This window comes from Aquabacter spiritensis (assembly GCF_004346185.1).
GTDB classification, from domain to species: domain Bacteria; phylum Pseudomonadota; class Alphaproteobacteria; order Rhizobiales; family Xanthobacteraceae; genus Aquabacter; species Aquabacter spiritensis.
Genome location: NZ_SMAI01000007.1, coordinates 70,534 through 86,882 on the forward strand (window position 1 = coordinate 70,534; position 16,349 = coordinate 86,882).

General features: G+C 69.6%; 16 protein-coding genes. 11 read left to right on the plus strand and 5 right to left on the minus strand.

Going from position 1 to position 16,349, the window contains the following annotated elements; all coding sequences use genetic code 11:
• Positions 1–65: 65 nt before the first annotated feature.
• Together EDC64_RS12430 and EDC64_RS12435 are read right to left on the minus strand one after the other, a co-directional pair.
• On the minus strand, positions 66–1,394 hold the full coding sequence (locus EDC64_RS12430; RefSeq protein ID WP_165933741.1) for an ATP-binding protein: 1,329 nt from the start codon (positions 1,392–1,394) through the stop codon (positions 66–68).
• Positions 1,387–2,103 (minus strand): response regulator, encoded by a 717-nt coding sequence (locus EDC64_RS12435; protein WP_132031757.1) that lies wholly within the window; start codon positions 2,101–2,103, stop codon positions 1,387–1,389. The genes EDC64_RS12430 and EDC64_RS12435 overlap by 8 nt, the downstream gene beginning before the upstream one ends.
• Before the next feature lie 177 nt (positions 2,104–2,280).
• Here EDC64_RS12435 and EDC64_RS12440 point away from each other — a divergent pair, with 177 nt between their 5' ends.
• The 7 genes from EDC64_RS12440 (at position 2,281) to EDC64_RS12470 (ending at position 10,807) form a co-directional block, all read left to right on the plus strand.
• Positions 2,281–2,550: a cysteine rich repeat-containing protein gene (locus EDC64_RS12440; protein WP_132031759.1), complete on the plus strand. Its 270-nt coding sequence runs from the start codon at positions 2,281–2,283 to the stop codon at positions 2,548–2,550.
• Between the two features lie 363 nt (positions 2,551–2,913).
• On the plus strand, positions 2,914–3,003 hold the full coding sequence (kdpF, locus tag EDC64_RS12445) for a K(+)-transporting ATPase subunit F (protein ID WP_132031761.1): 90 nt from the start codon (positions 2,914–2,916) through the stop codon (positions 3,001–3,003).
• A 12-nt stretch (positions 3,004–3,015) separates the two neighbouring features.
• Positions 3,016–4,707, plus strand: coding sequence for a potassium-transporting ATPase subunit KdpA (kdpA, locus tag EDC64_RS12450; RefSeq protein ID WP_132031763.1), 1,692 nt, complete (start codon positions 3,016–3,018; stop codon positions 4,705–4,707).
• Between the two features lie 8 nt (positions 4,708–4,715).
• Entirely contained in the window at positions 4,716–6,758 is a 2,043-nt protein-coding gene (gene kdpB, locus EDC64_RS12455; RefSeq protein WP_132031765.1) for a potassium-transporting ATPase subunit KdpB, read from the plus strand.
• 14 nt (positions 6,759–6,772) lie between these two features.
• Complete coding sequence (gene kdpC / locus EDC64_RS12460) at positions 6,773–7,363, plus strand: potassium-transporting ATPase subunit KdpC (RefSeq protein WP_132031767.1); 591 nt, start codon at positions 6,773–6,775, stop codon at positions 7,361–7,363.
• A 19-nt stretch (positions 7,364–7,382) separates the two neighbouring features.
• Positions 7,383–10,106 (plus strand): sensor histidine kinase, encoded by a 2,724-nt coding sequence (locus EDC64_RS12465; protein ID WP_132031769.1) that lies wholly within the window; start codon positions 7,383–7,385, stop codon positions 10,104–10,106.
• On the plus strand, positions 10,103–10,807 hold the full coding sequence (locus EDC64_RS12470) for a response regulator (protein ID WP_132031771.1): 705 nt from the start codon (positions 10,103–10,105) through the stop codon (positions 10,805–10,807). The genes EDC64_RS12465 and EDC64_RS12470 overlap by 4 nt, the downstream gene beginning before the upstream one ends.
• A gap of 199 nt (positions 10,808–11,006) precedes the next feature.
• Here the strand turns inward: EDC64_RS12470 and EDC64_RS24085 are convergent, their stop codons facing one another.
• From EDC64_RS24085 to EDC64_RS23700, 3 genes are all read right to left on the minus strand, one after another.
• On the minus strand, positions 11,007–11,528 hold the full coding sequence (locus tag EDC64_RS24085) for a S1 family peptidase (protein ID WP_165933742.1): 522 nt from the start codon (positions 11,526–11,528) through the stop codon (positions 11,007–11,009).
• 90 nt (positions 11,529–11,618) lie between these two features.
• Positions 11,619–12,029 carry a trypsin-like serine protease gene (locus EDC64_RS24090; protein ID WP_165933743.1) on the minus strand — a complete coding sequence of 137 codons (411 nt, stop codon included), beginning with the start codon at positions 12,027–12,029 and terminating at the stop codon, positions 11,619–11,621.
• An 11-nt stretch (positions 12,030–12,040) separates the two neighbouring features.
• On the minus strand, positions 12,041–12,289 hold the full coding sequence (locus EDC64_RS23700) for a hypothetical protein (RefSeq protein ID WP_207916050.1): 249 nt from the start codon (positions 12,287–12,289) through the stop codon (positions 12,041–12,043).
• Positions 12,290–12,375: 86 nt separating this feature from the next.
• On the opposite strand from EDC64_RS23700, the gene EDC64_RS12485 reads away from it, so the two are divergent.
• The 4 genes from EDC64_RS12485 (at position 12,376) to EDC64_RS12500 (ending at position 16,341) form a co-directional block, all read left to right on the plus strand.
• A complete protein-coding gene (locus EDC64_RS12485) occupies positions 12,376–13,299 on the plus strand; it encodes a LysR family transcriptional regulator (RefSeq protein ID WP_132031777.1) in 924 nt (307 codons plus the stop codon).
• A 119-nt stretch (positions 13,300–13,418) separates the two neighbouring features.
• On the plus strand, positions 13,419–14,267 hold the full coding sequence (locus tag EDC64_RS12490; RefSeq protein WP_132031779.1) for a DUF1932 domain-containing protein: 849 nt from the start codon (positions 13,419–13,421) through the stop codon (positions 14,265–14,267).
• The gene (locus tag EDC64_RS12495) at positions 14,264–15,142 is read left to right on the plus strand and encodes an amidohydrolase family protein (RefSeq protein WP_132031781.1); all 879 of its coding nucleotides are present in this window, start codon (positions 14,264–14,266) and stop codon (positions 15,140–15,142) included. Before EDC64_RS12490 ends, EDC64_RS12495 begins: the two co-directional genes overlap by 4 nt.
• Before the next feature lie 83 nt (positions 15,143–15,225).
• Positions 15,226–16,341: a 4-oxalomesaconate tautomerase gene (locus tag EDC64_RS12500; RefSeq protein ID WP_132031783.1), complete on the plus strand. Its 1,116-nt coding sequence runs from the start codon at positions 15,226–15,228 to the stop codon at positions 16,339–16,341.
• The last annotated feature ends 8 nt before the right edge of the window (positions 16,342–16,349 follow it).

The following is a 16,349-nucleotide window of genomic DNA, read 5'->3' on the forward strand; positions in this document are numbered from 1 at the left end:
TCTCCCTGTCGTGATCGACCGGGCGACCCTAGGCGGCGCGGTTTGCACGCGTCGGTCGGCAGATTTCAGATTGTAACGGCCGGCCCCGTCTCGATCGGCAGGCGCACCAGCACGCAGGCGCCGCCGCCCGGCCGGTCGGCGATCTCCACCGCCCCGCCATGGATGTCGAGGATCTGCTTGACGATGGTGAGGCCGAGCCCGGTGCCGCCGCTGTCGCGGTTGCGCGAGGTCTCCAGGCGGACGAACGGCTCGAACACCCGCACCCGCGCCTCGGCGGGGATGCCCGGCCCGCGATCCTCGACCCGCAGCAGCACGCAATCGCCGTCCCGCCAGGCGCGGATGTCGGCCCGGTTGCCGTAGCGCAGCGCGTTGTCGATCAGATTTTTCACCACGCGCCGCAGCGCGGTCCCGCTCAAGGCGACCGGCGGCGGCGGCGGCATGGGCTCGAGGGAAATCGGCGCATCGCGTCCGCGTTCCGCGACGATCTCGCGCAGCAGGGCGCCGAGATCGGCCCCGCCGGGCGCGCGCGGCGCCGTCGCGACCCGGGCGAAATCCAGCGCCTCCTCCAGAAGCTGCTGCATGGTCTCGACATCGGCGACCGCCCGCGCGCATTGCGGGCTGTCCGGCATCAGTTCCAGCCGCAGCCGCAGCCGGGTCAGGGAAGTGCGCAAATCGTGCGAGATCGCGCCGAGCGCCAGCGTCCGGCTGTTCACGAGGTCGGCGATGCGCCCCTGCATCGCGCCGATGGCGCGCACCAGAATGCGGATTTCGCGCGCGCCGCGCGCCGGCACCGGCAGCGGATCGAGCCGCGTGCCGCGCGCGTCGAGCTCCTGGGCGAGCCGCGTCAGCGGCTTGGTCTCGCGCGCCACGGCGATCAGCGCCACCACGCCGACGGCAATGCCGAGCAGGCCGGCGAAGAAGCCGATCGGGATGCCGAGCAGATGGACCGTCACGGGATCGGCGAAGCGGAACGACAGAAAGGCCCCGGACGCGAGTTCGACGAACACCCGCATCTCGCCGGCGCCGTCCGGGACGGCGCGGATCGTGCGGCCCGACACCCCGGCGGAGCGCAGTGCCGCCGCGATCCCGGTCTCGATGCGCACCATCCCGGTGACCGCCGGAAGGTCCGGCGGCAGCGCCGGCACGATGGTCGCCGTCGGCCCTTCGGGCGGCAGCGCCGCGAACACCGTGTCCCAGCGGGCCGGCGTCACCGCGTCGAGCAGCAGCACCAGCGCCGCCACATGCCCCGAGAACCCTTTCGGCTCGTCGGGCGGCTTGGGGCGTTGGAAGCCGAAGAACACCACGACCGCCGCCGCCTGGAAGGCGAGGATCGCCGCCGCGACGATCAAGAGGATCCGCGCCAGCAGGCCGAGCGGCGGGATCCGGTCACGCATCTTCGACATCCACCGCGAACAGATAGCCGGCATTGCGGACCGTGGTGATCGGGCTCGCATCCGGGCCGAGGCAGGCGGCGAGCTTGGCACGCAGGCGCGAGACCGTGACGTCGACCGCACGGTCGAACGGGTCGGCATTGCGCCCCCGCGTCCAGTCGAGCAATTGGTCCCGCGACAGCACCCGCCGCGGCCGATCGAGAAAGCACAGCAGCAGGTCGAACTCGGCGGTGGTCAGCTTCACCGGCGCGCCCGCGGGGTCGGTCACGGTGCGCGCGTCGATGTCGATCAGCAGGCCGCCGACCCGCTTGCGCCGCCGCGCTTCGGTGGCGCTATCGCGGGTCAGCTTCGCGCGCCGCAGGATGGCCCGGACGCGGGCGAGGAATTCGCGCGGATTGAACGGCTTGCCGAGATAGTCATCGGCGCCGATTTCGAGCCCGACGATGCGGTCCACCTCGTCCCACCGCGCCGTGAGCATCAGGATCGGCACGCCGGAGCGGGCGCGCAGGCGGCGGCAGATGGAGAGGCCGTCCTCGCCCGGCAGCATGATGTCGAGGACGATGAGGTCCGGCATGCCGGCGCGCAGCCGGCGGTCCAGCGCGACGCCGCCGTCGACGCCCTCGGCGAGATAGCCGTTGCGGTTGAGGAGGTCGATCAGCAGCGAGCGAATCTCGCCGTCATCCTCGACGATGAGAACAGTGGCCGTGTCCATGCTCCGCTCATGCCGGCTCCGCCAGCGCCGCGCAACGGCATCCGATCCGCGGCAACAAACTGTAATATGCGCCGCCCTTCCCGAAACATCGCAGCAAAACGGCGCGCGCAGGATCCGTCTCATACGCCGGCCGATCGGTTCGCCGCATCGGCCGGCCCCCAGACGGAGAGACCCCGGATGACCCGACTTCTGTTCCCGGCCGGCGGCCTGCTGCTCCTCGCTGCGAGCTTCGTCCCGCGTGCCGAGATCGCCGCGGCGCCCGCCATCACCCCGCAGCAGATGGAGGCGGTGCGCACCGCCTGCCGCACCGACATCCGCCGCCTCTGCGCCGGGGTGCAGCCGGGCGAAGGCCGCATCGTCGCCTGCATGCGGGCCAATGCGGACGCCGTCTCGCCGCCCTGCAAGGACGTGATGGCGAGCCTCGCCGCCGCCCGCGCCGCGCAATGACCGATCCCCGATCCGTCCCCGGCGCCGCCTGACACGGCGCCGGATCGGATTCCGGCGGGCGTCCAGCCCCGGCACCGCCCCCGTCGGTTGCTGTGGCGCCCACCGGATGGCCCCCTTCGGCCCGCCCACGGCCGAGGGGGGTCCAAGTCCAAACCCGTTCCCGGCCCCCGCCCTTTACGCCCGCTTTACGGCCCAGGCCCGTTTGCGCATGGCGACTTTATGCCCGGCAGGCCGACAAACGCTCCGGTCTGAACCGGAGTTGGTCATGATCCCCGATCTCGTTTGTCTCGGCGGCGGCCTCGGCCTGTTCGCCCTCTGCGCCGTAGCCGTGCTGGCCGCGGACCTGCTGTGAGGGGCGCAGCCATGCCGCTCGATCTCGCCCTCGGCCTCGCCACCGCGCTCGGCCTGTTCGCCTATCTCCTGGTGGCGCTGCTGCGCCCCGAACTGTTCTGAGGGAGCGGCGTCATGACCGACGATCTCCTTCAGTTCGCGCTCTTCGCCGGGCTGCTCATCGCCGTCGCGGTGCCGCTCGGCGCCTATATGGCGGCGGTGTTCGCCGGCGAGGTGCGCTTCCTCGCGCCGGTCGAGCGGGCGCTTGCCGCCGGTGCCGGGGCGGCGGTGCGGCAGGACCAGCGCTGGACCGCCTACGCCCTCTCGCTGCTCGCCTTCAACGCGGCGGGCTTCGTGCTGCTGTTCCTGATTCTGCGGTTCCAGAACCTGCTGCCGCTCAACCCGCAGGGCTTCGACGGGCTTTCCGCCCCGCTCGCCTTCAACACCGCGCTCTCGTTCGTGACCAACACGAACTGGCAGGCCTATGGCGGCGAGACGACGATGTCGAACTTCAGCCAGATGGTCGGCCTGACGACGCAGAACTTCGTCTCGGCCGCCTCCGGCATGGCGGTCGCGGCGGCGGTGGCGCGGGGTTTGGCGGCGCGGCGGACCCGTGTGCTCGGCAATTTCTGGACCGACCTCACCCGGGCGACGCTCTATATCCTCCTGCCCGGCGCGCTGGGTCTGGCGCTGGTCTTCGCCGCCTCCGGCATCCCCCAGACCCTCGCCGCGGCGTTCGACGCCGCGACCCTCGACGCGGGCACCCAGACCATCGCGGTCGGCCCGGCGGCGAGCCAGGTCGCGATCAAGCAGCTCGGCACCAATGGCGGCGGCTTCTTCAACGTCAATTCCGCCCATCCCCTGGAAAACCCCACCGCGCTCACCAATTTGCTCTCGACCCTCGCCATCCTCGCCATCCCGGCCGCCTTCTGCTTCACCTATGGCCGCATGGTCGGCGACCGGCGCCAGGGCATCGCGCTGTTCGCCGCCATGGGGCTGCTGTTCCTCGCCGGCTTCGCCGCGATCTATGCGGCGGAGGCCGCCGGCAACCCGCTCCAGGCCGGGCTGGTCGATCCGGGCACCGGCAATATGGAGGGCAAGGAGGTGCGCTTCGGCGTGCTCGGCTCGACCCTCTGGGCGGCGGCCACAACGGCCGCGTCCAACGGCTCGGTCAATGCCATGCATGACAGCTTCACCCCGCTCGGCGGCCTCGTCGCCATGCTGAACATCCAGCTCGGCGAAGTGGTGTTCGGCGGCGTCGGGGTCGGGCTCACCGGCATGCTGCTGTTCGTCGTCCTCACCGTCTTCCTCGCCGGCCTCATGGTGGGCCGCACGCCGGAATATCTCGGCAAGAAGATCGAGGCGCGGGAGGTCAAGCTCGCCGCGCTGACGCTGCTCGTCATGCCGCTCGGCGTGCTGGTCGCGAGCGCCGCATCGATCCTCGCCGGCACCGCCGAAACCGCGGTCCTGACGCCGGGGCCGCACGGCCTGTCGGAGCTGCTTTATGCCTATTCCTCGGCCACCGGCAATAACGGCTCGGCCTTTGCCGGCTTCTCCGCCAATACCGAATGGCACAACATCGCCCTCGGCATCGCCATGATGCTGGGCCGGTTCGGCTACATCGTGCCGATCCTGGCGATCGCCGGCAGCCTCGCCGGCAAGACCGCCGCGCCCGCCGGCCCCGGCACCTTCCCGACGCACGGCGCGCTGTTCGTCACCCTCCTCCTCGCCACGATCCTGATCGTCGGCGCCCTCACCTTCCTTCCGGTCCTCGCCCTCGGTCCGATCGCCGAGCAGGTGTCGCTCGCCGCCGGCCGGACCTTCTGAGGCTTCCCATGAGCAAGCATCCTCCCGCCGAAATCGGCCTTATGTCGCCCCGCATCCTCGGCCCGGCCATCGGTCAGGCCGTCCGCAAACTCGATCCGCGCAGCCTGGCGCGGAACCCGGTGATCTTCTCCACCGCGCTCGTCAGCCTGCTCTCGACCGTCCTCGTCGCCCGCGAGGCGCTGCAAAGCGGTCCGGCGGTCTGGACCGGCCTCCAGATCGCGATCTGGCTCTGGTTCACCGTGCTGTTCGCCAACTTCGCCGAAGCCGTCGCCGAAGGGCGCGGCAAGGCGCGCGCCGATGCGTTCCGCAGCACCCGCACCTCCGCCAAGGCGAAGCTGCTGGAGGATCCCGCAGACCGCAGCCGCACCCGGCCGACCGACATCGCGCAGGTCGAGCCGGGCCAGCTCATCCTGGTCGAGGCGGGCGACACCATCCCCACCGACGGCACCGTCGTCGCGGGCGTCGCCTCGGTCGACGAGAGCGCGATCACCGGCGAATCCGCCCCGGTCATCCGCGAATCCGGCGGCGATCGGTCCTCCGTCACCGGCGGCACGCGCCTCGTCTCCGACTGGCTGGTGGTGCGCGTCACCGCCAAGCCGGGCGAGACTTTCCTCGACCGCATGATCGCTCTGGTCGAGGGCGCGCGGCGCCAGAAGACGCCGAACGAGATCGCCCTCGATATCCTGCTGGCCGGGCTGACTTTGGTCTTCCTGCTGGTGGTGGCGACCCTGCCGGCCTTCGCGTCCTGGTCCGGCACGACGCTGCCGGTCATCTATCTCGCCGCTTTGTTCGTGACCCTGATCCCGACCACGATCGGCGGCCTGCTCTCGGCCATCGGCATAGCCGGCATGGACCGGCTGGTGAAGGCGAACGTGGTCGCGAAATCCGGCCGCGCGGTCGAGGCGGCGGGCGACATCGACGTGCTTCTGCTCGACAAGACCGGCACCATCACCTTCGGCAACCGCATGGCGGACGCCTTCGAGCCGGCGCCGGGCGTCGCCCCGCGCATGCTGGCGGAGGCCGCTTTCCTCGCCTCGCTGGCGGACGACACGCCGGAGGGCAAGTCGATCGTCGACCTCGCCCTGCGCAGCTTCGGCTTCTCGCCGGACGCGGCGAAGGATGCCCATATCGTGCCCTTCAGCGCCCATACCCGCATGTCCGGCGTCGATCTGCCGGGCGGCGTCTCGCTCCGCAAGGGCGCCTCGGACGCGATGGCCGCGCTCTCCGGCGCGCCGCTGGCCCCGGCGGTGGACCAGATCGTCAAGCGCATCGCCTCGTCCGGCGGCACGCCGCTGGTGGTGGCGCAGGACCGCAAGGTGCTCGGCGTCATCCATCTGAAGGACGTGGTGAAGCCGGCGATCCGCGAACGCTTCGCCGAACTGCGCCGCATGGGCATCCGCACCGTGATGATCACCGGCGACAACCCCTTGACCGCCGCCGCCATCGCCGCCGAGGCGGGGGTCGACGACGTGCTCGCCGAGGCGACGCCGGAGAAGAAACTGGAGCTGATCCGCAAGGAGCAGGCCGCTGGCCGCCTCGTCGCGATGTGCGGCGACGGCTCGAACGACGCCCCCGCTCTCGCCCAGGCCGATGTCGGCGTCGCCATGAACACCGGCACGGCGGCGGCCAAGGAGGCGGGCAATCTCATCGACCTCGACAGCGACCCGACCAAGCTCATCGAGATCGTCATGGTCGGCAAACAATTGCTGATCTCGCGCGGCGCGCTCACCACCTTCTCGGTGGCGAACGACGTGGCGAAATATTTCGCCATCCTGCCGGCGCTGTTCGTCGGCGCCTATCCCGGCCTCGCCGCGCTCGACGTGATGGGGCTCGGCTCGCCGCAATCGGCGATCCTGTCGGCGATCATCTTCAACGCGCTGGTGATCGTCGCCTTGATCCCGATCGCGCTGAAGGGGGTGCGCTACCGCCCGGCCTCGGCCGCCACTTTGCTGTCGCGCAACCTGCTGGTCTACGGGCTGGGCGGCCTTCTCGCGCCGTTCGTCGGCATCAAGCTGATCGACCTGCTGGTCGATCTCCTCCATCTCGCCTGAAGTCGGAGCCTGCCATGACCTCCTATCTGCGTCCGGCCGTCGTGCTGCTCGCGCTGTTCACGGCGCTCACCGGCCTTCTCTATCCCCTCCTCGTCACCGGCCTCGCCCAGGCCGCCTTCCCCGCCGCCGCCAACGGCTCGCCGGTCGTCGTGGCCGGGCAGGTCGTCGGCTCAAGCCTGGTCGGCCAGTCCTTCACCGCGGCGCGCTATTTCCACGGCCGCCCCTCCGCCACGACCGGCGCCGATCCGCAGGATCCCGCCAAAAGCATCGCGCAGCCCTACAATGCGGCCAGTTCCGGCGGGTCGAATCTCGGCCCGAGCGCGGCGGCGCTGCAGGAAGCGGTGGCGGCGCGGGTCGCGGCGCTCGGCGGCGGGCCGGTGCCGGCCGACCTCGCGACCGCCTCGGCATCGGGCCTCGACCCCGACATCTCGCCCGCAGCGGCCGCCTTCCAGGTGCCGCGCGTGGCGCAGGCGCGGGGGCTGACGCCGGCGCAGGTTCAGGCCATTGTCGACCGGCACGTCAGCCCGCGTCTGTTCGGCGTTCTCGGGTCGCCGCGCGTCAACGTCCTCGCGCTCAACCTCGCGCTGGACGGCCGGGCGCCGTGAGGGAAAGGCTCCAATCGGAATGGTCGGCAGCATTGAGGAGCGCCCCGCGCCCGAAGCCTTCCTGGAGGAGGCCCGCACCGAGGCGCGCGGCCGCGGCAGCCCGGGGCGGCTGAAGATCTTCCTCGGCGCCTCGCCCGGCGTCGGCAAGACCTATGCGATGATCGAGGAGGCCCGCACGCGCCAGCGCGCGGGCGTCGACGTGGTGGTGGCGCTGGTCGAGACCCATGGCCGCGCCGAGACCGCCGCGCTGCTCGGCTCGCTGGAGCAAATGCCGCGCCGTCCGGTCGCCTATCGCGGCCAATGGCTGAGCGAACTCGATCTCGATGCGCTGCTCGCCCGCCACCCGCAGCTCGCTCTGATCGACGAGCTCGCCCACAGCAATGCCCCCGGCTCCCGCCATCCCAAGCGCTGGCAGGATGTTCTCGAAGTGCTGGAGGCCGGCATCGACGTCACCACGACGCTCAACATCCAGCATATCGAGAGCCTGAACGACATCGTCGCCCGCATCACCGGGGTCCGGGTGCACGAGACGGTGCCCGACCAGGTGCTCCAGCGCGCCGACGATATCGAACTGATCGATCTGCCCCCGGAGGAACTGATCAAGCGGCTGAAGGAGGGCAAAGTCTATGTCAGCCAGCAGATCGGCCAGGCGCTCGAGAATTTCTTCGGCAAGGGCAACCTCACGGCGCTGCGCGAACTGGCGCTGCGCACCGCCGCGAGCCGGGTCGACGCCGAAATGCTCGCTTACATGCAGGCCAATGCGGTCAAAGGCCCCTGGCCGACCGAGGAGCGCCTTCTGGTCTGCATCAACGAGGCGCCGGTGGCGAAAAGCCTGGTGCGCGCCGGCAAGCGCATGGCGGAGCGCGCCCGCATCCCCTGGATCGTCGTCACCGTCCTGACGCCGCGGCACGAGACCCTGCCGGCCGGGGCCCGCGCCGCCACCATGGAGGCGCTGCGGCTCGCCGAGACTTTGGGCGCCGAAACCGTCACGCTGCACGCGGAATCCGACGCCGCCGCCGAAATCCTGCGCTATGCCCGCAGCCGCAACGCGTCCCGCCTCGTCATCGGCCGGCCGCGCGCGGGCGGCGGGTTCTGGTGGAAGATCGCTGGTCTGCTGCGCGAGCCGGTGGCCGACCGGCTGCTCGACGCCGCGCGCGATTTCGAGGTGACCGTCGTGACCGCCCAGGCCAAGCCGGCGGCGCAGGCCTGGCACGCCGGGCTCGATCTGCGCCCCGCCTGGCGCGGCTATGCGGCGGCGCTCGCCGCGATCGCCGCCGCCACCCTCCTCGCCTGGCCGATCGGCGCCTGGGAGGCCGTGCCCGGCGGCGCGATCTCGGCCATCTATCTCACCGCGGTTCTGGTGGTGGGGGCACGGCACGGCCTTGGCGCCTCGCTGGTGGCGACGCTGCTCGGCTCGGCGGCCTATAATTTCTTCTACACCGCGCCCTATTACACCCTCGCCATGAGCCATCCCGAGGACGTCGTCTCGATCCTCGTCTTCCTCGTCGGCGCGGTGTTCACCGGCACGCTGGCGGGCCGGCTGAAGGCGCAGGTGGAGAGCATGCGCGCCACCCAGCGCCGGACCGAGACGCTCTACGATTTCGCCCGCAAGATCGCCTCGGCCAACAATACCGACGACGTGCTCTGGGCCGCCGCCTTCCATATCGCGGCGACGCTCGACTGCCGGTCGCTGATCCTGATGCCGAACGCCGAGGGCGGGCTCGATCAGGTGCAGGGCCATCCCTCCATCGAGGAGCTGGACGCGCGCGCCGAAGGCGCGGCGCGCTGGGCGTTCGAGCGCAATGCGCCGGCCGGGGCCGGCACCGCGACCCTGCCGACCAGCGACTGGTTGTTCGTGCCGCTCGCCACCGGCGACCGGCCGCTCGGCGTGATCGGGGTGCGCTTCGCCGATCCCGGCCGCAGCCTCGATCCCGAGACCCGGCGGCTGCTGCTCGCGGTCGAGGATCAGGTGGCGGTGGTGGTGGAGCGCGCGCGCCTCGCCGAGGAGCTGGCGGATGCGCGGGTCTCGGCGGAGGGCGAGCGGCTGCGCGCGGCGCTGCTGAATTCCGTCAGCCACGATCTGCGCACGCCCCTCGTCACGGTGATCGGCGCCGTCTCGGCTCTCGCCGAGGACGACGGCGAGCTCGCCGCCGCAGACCGGCGCGACCTCGCCACGACCGCGCTCGACGAAGCCCGCCGGCTCGACCGCTATGTGCAGAATCTGCTCGGCATGACGCGGCTCGGCCATGGCGCGCTGCGGCTGCGCCGGGCGCCGGTGGAGCTGCGGGAGATCGTCGGCCGGGTGCGCGCCGACCTCGCCCGCACCCTCGCCGGCCATCGCGTGGCGGTGACGATCCCGCGCGACATGCCCATGCTGGACGTCGACCCCGTGCTGATCGGCCAGGCTTTGACCAATGTCGTGGAGAACGCCGCCAAATATGCCCCGCTCGGCTCCACCATCACCATCGCCGCCGCGGCCAGCGGCGGACAGGCGCGGATCGAAGTGTCGGACGAAGGGCCGGGCATTCCGGAGGGCGAGCGCGAACGCGTGTTCGATCTGTTCCACCGCGCCGCGCAGGGCGATGCGCGGCCTGCCGGGACCGGGCTCGGCCTCGCCATCGTGCGCGGCCTGGTTGAAGCGCATGGCGGCACCGCTTCGGCCGAGGCCGGGCCGAACGGACGCGGCGCGGCCATCGTCCTCACCCTTCCGCTTGCCGCCCCGTCCTTGAGCGAGGAGCCATGAGCGCGCCCGAGACCGCCGCCCCGCCGCGCATCCTGGTGGTCGAGGACGACGCGCCGATCCGCCGCTTTTTGCGCATCGCCCTCGGCAGCGCCGGCTTCGCCACGCTCGAAGCCGAGCGCGGGCGGACCGGGATCGAATTGGCCGCCACCGCCGCCCCCGATTGCGTCGTGCTCGATCTCGGCCTGCCCGATATGGACGGCAAGGCGGTGATCGCGGCAATCCGCGCCTGGTCGCGCGTGCCGATCCTGGTCCTCTCGGTGCGCGACGCGGAGGCCGAGAAGATCGCCGCGCTCGATGCCGGGGCCGACGATTACGTCACCAAGCCGTTCGCGACCGGCGAACTCCTGGCGCGGCTGCGGGCGTTGATGCGCGGCCGCCTCGACCGGACACGCGAGCCGGCGGTCCAGGCGATCGGCCCGCTCACGGTCAATTTCGCCAGCCGCACCGTGACGCTGGACGGGCGCGAGGTGAAGCTGACGCGCAAGGAATACGACGTGCTCGCGCTGCTGGCGCGCCATCCCGGCCGGCTGATCGCCCACCGCCAGTTCCTCACCACGGTCTGGGGCGCGGCGCATGCCGAGGACACGCATTATCTGCGCATCGCCATCGGCCATATCCGCGACAAGCTCGGCGACGATGCCGCCGATCCGCGCTTCATCATCACAGAGCCAGGGGTCGGCTATCGGCTGGTGGAGGGGTGAGCGGCGCCCCGCCGGGCGGAACAGGCCGCGATGCGGGCGGATTTTCTCGGCCGCGCGGCCTTGGTCGCGTTCGCCGCGCGCGGCGCCGTCTTGCGCGCCGCCGCCGATCTCACCCTGTCCCGGACCGCACTCCGCCACCGCAGGCGCAATCGGCGCGGCAAGAGTGCCTCTTCTCTCCCCCGTCAGACGAAAACGATCCTTATTCGACAAATATATTTAGCTCACGTTTTTCATTGTCATTAAACAACACTTTGATTTGCTCTTCGATCCAGGGAATGTAGGGCGTGACCCGGGTATAATAGATCTTATTCCCACAGCGCGGCACGTTCTCAGCCCCGCCCCAAATTTCGGCCATTGCTTTGGTGTTGCGCTCGTTGATCAGATTTATGAAAGAAAACGCGACGCCGATCAGATAATGGTAAATTTTTTTAGGCTCTTCGGGAGGCGAAAAAATCACGCTCACCGGGCCGCCCGAATCGCCGGTACACCAGCCGCTGCCGAGCGGGATATCCCCGCTGTAAAGCGAGGATTTTGCGACCCGCTCCGAATGGTCAAGCGGAATGTAATGAAGTTGATCATTGATCTCGAAATCTTTCTTTCGGCCCAAGCCGAAAACATAAATATAGTAATCTCCGGCACCTGGATCCAAATTAATGCTGGAAAAACGCATCGGAGGATTGTTTTCGACTTTGAATGGCAGAGAAATCAAGCCAAGATCCACAAATTTATCGGCCGTGTGAGGCGCCAAACGTTTTAAAGTCGGTTCCTTGTCGGTGACTTCGTAGCCCCCATTATAGTCTTTATGATAGACTCACTTTTCCGCTTCGATGCGCTGCTGCTTCAGGGGCGAAAACTTCTGCATGACGAGAACGGTCACGACCTGCGCATCCACCAAGCAATGCCCCGCGGTCAGGACAACGTCTTGCGTTATGAGCGCGCCCGTACAGCGATAACTGACACCGTCGCTTTTCTTGATTTCCATTTGCACCAGAAACAAGGCCTTCTGGCGAGTTTTATCGCTTTGAATCGTCTTTGATTTGTAAAGGACGTCCTGCGCAAAGGGCGCAGCCGATGCCCCATTGCTCGCTTGAGCGGTTAAATGGCCAGACTTGAAAGCCTGGGCTGGCGCATCCAAAAACAGACTTGCAGCGGGGAAACAAAGACCAACGGCGAAAAGAGCGCGACGGAACGCGCGTTTATGTTTGAAGTTTCCAGCTTTCACTGCCGGCGCCCCTACCGACGACAAACAATGCTTTTGTCGCGGACATCGAACAAAGCGGTGAAGGCACAGGCGCTCATCGTGCACAGCAAGCGGCTGCCGAATTGACAGCCTGCGGGCGCATTGATGCCCCCGTAATTCTCGCACACGATCCGTCCATTGGACAATTGGCAGCCCGAGGCCCAAGGCGCTCCCTGCGCCATCGCGGCGCCTGGGAGCATCATCGCAGCCGTCACCACGCCGGCGATCGCCAGACCTCTCATCTGCCTTCTCCCCATCTGCGCTCTCCCGCCGTGAACCGGTAGCCGGGAGAGAGATGCGCGTCGTCCCCCGAATGGAGTAGACGAGGATGGGGATCAGGCACTTTCGCGGGTCGGACTTCATGCGCGTCGATTTCCTGGGGCTGGAGGCCTTTGTCGCGATCGCCGAGCGCGGCTCCTTCTTGCGCGCCGCCGCCTATCTCAACCTGTCCCAGACCGCGCTCTCCCACCGCATGCGCAAGCTGGAAGAGGATCTCGGCGTCCAATTGCTCGCCCGCACGACGCGCCAGATCAGCCTGACGGCGGCGGGCCAGGACCTGCTGCCCAAGGCGCGCCGGCTGATGGCCGAACTCGACGGCGCGATCGCGGCGCTGCGCGGCCAGGCGGAGGCGCGGCAGGAGCGCGTCGCCTTCGGCTGCCTGCCGACCATCGCCGCCTATCATCTGCCGCGCGCGCTCTCCGCCTTCCGCGACCGCCATCCCGACGTCGCGGTGAAGGTGTTCGACAATTCCGCCTCGGAGATCGCCGCTCTGGTGCAGCGTGGCGAGGCGGAGTTCGGCATCGGCATCGTCTCGGTCCATGCCTTCGATCTCGACATCGCGCCGATCCGCAAGGAGCCGTTCGTGCTGCTGTGCCGGAGCGACCACCCCTTCGCCACGCTCGGCGCGGTGAACTGGTCGCAGATCGAAGGCGCGCCGCTGATCCGCATCAGCCCCCAGGCCGGCAACCGCGCCTTGATCGACGACGCGCTCGGCAGCCGGCGCGAAAGCCTCAACTGGCGCTACGAGGTCCAGCACGTCCAGACCGCCGCCAGCCTGGTCGCCGAGGGCATCGGCCTGACCGTGGTGCCGAAGCTCGCCATGAGCATCGGCGGCACGCCGGGCCTCGTCGCCCTCGGCCTGCGCAATCCGAGCGTCACGCGCTCGCTCGGCGTCATCACCCGGCGCGGCCATTCTCTGTCGGAGCCGGCCAAACTGCTGCTGAAACTGGTGAAGGCGCAGTTGCGGGGCTGAGCCGGGCGCCGCCCATACCTGCATGAAATTCATATAACTCTGAATTCATGTCATTTGATTCATGAGTTCGCCCGCCCCATGGTCCCCCCAACACAGAATGGGACCCGGGAGGGACAGGCATGGCGATCCGCATCGCTTTGATCGGATATGGCGAGGTGGGCGGCATTTTCGGCGCCGATCTTCTCCGCGCCGGCGCGGCCGCCCTCGCCGCCTACGACATCAAGCTGGACGATCCCCGCTTCGCCCCGGCGCTGCGCGCCAAGGCGCAGGCCGCCGGCGTGCGGCTCGCCGCCTCCGCCGCCGACGCCGCGTCCGGCTGCGACCTCGTCGTCTCCGCGGTGACCGCCGATGCGGTCCTGGCGGTCGCCGAAGGGCTCGCGCCGCATCTCGCCCCGGGACAGATCTTCTTCGACGTCAATTCGGCCTCCCCCGAGACCAAGAAAGCCGCCGCCCGCGCGGTCGAGGCGTCGGGCGCGGACTATGTCGAGGGCGCGGTCATGGCGCCGATCACCGGGCCGCGGCTCGCCGTGCCGATCCTCGCCGGCGGACCGAAGGCGGCGGCGGCGGCGGATCTGCTCAACGCCCTCGGCATGCGGCTGCGGCCGGTCTCGGACGTCCACGGCCGCGCCTCGGCGATGAAGCTCTGCCGCTCGATCATGATCAAGGGGATCGAGGCGCTGATGCTCGACTGCGCCCGCGCCGCCGCCGCCTTCGACGTCGAGGCGGAGGTCTATGCCTCGCTGGAGGACACTTTCCCCGGCGTCGATTTCGCCAAGCTCGCGCAGACCATGGCGGGGCGCGTGCGCCAGCACGGCGTGCGCCGCGCGGCCGAGATGCGGGAGGCCGCCGACATGGTCGCCGATCTCGGCCTCGATCCCGCTCTGGTGCGCGCCGTGGCCGCGGCGCAGGCGCGCGGCGCGGCCTCCGCCCTTCCTTCCGAACCGCAAGAGAGAGCCGTTCGCGCATGACGATCAGGACCATTCCGGGGCCGGACCCGGACACGCGCACCCCCACCTTCACGCTGCCGCCGCTGTCCTGCGACACGCACTGCCACATTTTCGGGCCGGGCCATCTCTATCCCTACGATCCGAAGCGCTCCTACACGCCGCCGGACGCGCCGCTCGACATGTTCCGCGCGCTGCACGCCAAGATCGGCGTGGGGCGGGCCGTGATCGTCAATGCCAGCGTCCATGGCACCGACAATAGGGTGGCGCTCGACGCCATCGCCCAGAGCAACGGGGCCTATCGCGCGGTCGCCAATCTCGACGGCACGATCGACGAGAAGGGCCTGGAGGCTTTGGACAAAGGCGGCTTCCGCGGCTGCCGCTTCAATTTCGTGCGCCATCTCGGCGGCGTGCCGGACATGAAGGTGTTCGACCGCCTCGTCGCCATGGTGGCGCCGCTCGGCTGGCACATCGACCTGCATTTCGACGCGATCGATCTGCCCGAATATGCCCCCATGCTGGCGCGCCTGCCGCTGCCCTATACGATCGACCATATGGGCCGGGTGAAGGCCGCGGACGGGCTCGACCAGGAGCCGTTCCGCATCCTGGTCGACCTGCTCGCCTCGGACGAGAAATGCTGGGTGAAGGTGTGCGGCGCGGAGCGCGTCTCCTCTGCTGGCGCGCCGTTCCACGATGCCGTGCCGTTCGCCCGCAAGCTGGCCGAGACCGCGCCCGACCGGATCATCTGGGGCACCGACTGGCCGCATCCCAATGTGAAGGTGATGCCGAACGACGGCGACCTCGTGGACATCATCCCTTTGTTCGCGCCGGAACCGGAGCTTCAGCACAAGATCCTGGTCGCCAACCCGGCGCGGCTGTTCGGGTTCGATCTGCCCTGAGCCGCGCGGCGCGTGCGTGGAAGCTTCAGACCGGACGCGGCGGCTCCCGCCCGTTGCGGACGTCGATTGAGAAGGAGGCGCGAATGGCCCGCCAGGTTTCGATCCCCTGCATGCTGATGCGCGGCGGCACGTCGAAGGGCGCCTATTTCCTCGCATCCGATCTGCCGGAAGATCCCGCCGCGCGCGACGCGATCCTGCTCGCCGCGATGGGCTCGCCCGATCCGCGCCAGGTGGACGGGGTCGGCGGTGCCCATCCGCTCACCAGCAAGGTCGCGATCGTCTCCCGCTCCACCCTCCCCGGCTGCGATATCGACTTCCTGTTCTGCCAGGTGGTCGTGGACAAGGCGCTGGTCGACACCACCCCGAATTGCGGCAATATCCTCGCCGGCGTGGCGCCCTTCGCGCTCGAGCGCGGGCTTCTCGCCGCGACCGGCGAGGAAACCCGCGTCAAGGTGCGCACGCTCAATACCGGCACGCTGGCCGAACTCACCGTGCGGACCCCCGACGGCGCGGTCGATTATGACGGCGACGCGCGGATCGACGGCGTGCCCGGAACCGCGGCGCCGATCCCGATCGACTTCCTCGACGCCGCCGGCTCGGTCTGCGGCGCACTGCTGCCCACCGGCAATGCCGTGGACGTGGTGGCGGGCGTCGAGGTCACCTTGATCGACAACGGCATGCCCTGCGTGGTGCTGGCGGCGCAGGCGGTCGGGCGCACCGGCTATGAGAGCCGCGACGCACTCGACACGGATGCTGCGCTGAAGGCCCGCCTGGAGGAGATCCGGCGCGCCGCCGGCCCGCTGATGAATCTCGGCGATGTCGCCGCCAAGGTGGTGCCGAAAATGATCCTGGTGGCGCCCCCTGCCAAAGGCGGCCACCTCTCCACCCGTTCCTTCATCCCGCACGAATGCCACGCCTCGATCGGCGTGTTCGCGGCCGTGACGGTGGCGACCGCCGCGACCTTGCCCGGCTCGCCCGCCAACCGGGTCGCGGTGCTGCCGGAGGGCCGGGAGAAGACGCTGTCGGTGGAGCATCCGACCGGGGAATTCACTGTGCGGATCGAGCTCGGCGGCACGCCGGAGCGCCCAATGGTCGAACGCGCCGGCCTGCTGCGCACCGCCCGCGCGCTGTTCGACGGCCGCGTGCTCGTGCCCGCGCGGGTCGCGGCGCAGGACGCCGGGCGCATCGCGGCCGAATAGAGACTTCG